This is a genomic window from Blautia sp. MCC269 (assembly GCF_018785655.1).
Lineage (GTDB): Bacteria > Bacillota > Clostridia > Lachnospirales > Lachnospiraceae > Blautia_A.
Genome location: NZ_WQQE01000077.1, coordinates 1 through 461 on the forward strand (window position 1 = coordinate 1; position 461 = coordinate 461).

At 50.3% G+C, this 461-nt stretch carries 1 protein-coding gene; it reads left to right on the forward strand.

Annotated features, from left to right (window positions below; genetic code table 11):
- Positions 1-461: recombinase family protein (locus GPK88_RS19915; RefSeq protein ID WP_215708074.1), on the forward strand; the 461-nt coding region annotated here is incomplete at both ends.

The following is a 461-nucleotide window of genomic DNA, read 5'->3' on the forward strand; positions in this document are numbered from 1 at the left end:
ATCTATTTCCCCAGCAAGGGAGTACGCTACATTGCCATCAATGACAATGTGGACACCATCAACGGAGAAAGCGAGCTTGCCCCATTCTTAAACATCCTGAATGAAATGCACGCCCGACAGACCAGCAAAAAGGTCAAGGCTGCCATGCGCACAAGATTTGCCAATGGCGCACACTATGGAGCCTATGCACCGCTGGGGTATGTAAAAGACCCGGACAAAAAAGGTCATCTTCTGATCGACCCGGAAACACGCTGGATTGTAGAGAAGATTTTTGACCTTGCAGTACACGGGAGGGGTGCCGCCAGCATTACACGGATTCTGGTGGAAGAAAAAGTACCTACCCCCGGCTGGCTGAACTATGAAAGATACGGGACTTTCGCTAATATCTACGCCGGTGCGCCCGCAGAAAAAGCCTATGCGTGGACGATAGCACAGGTCAAGAGCATTTTGAAAGAGGAAAC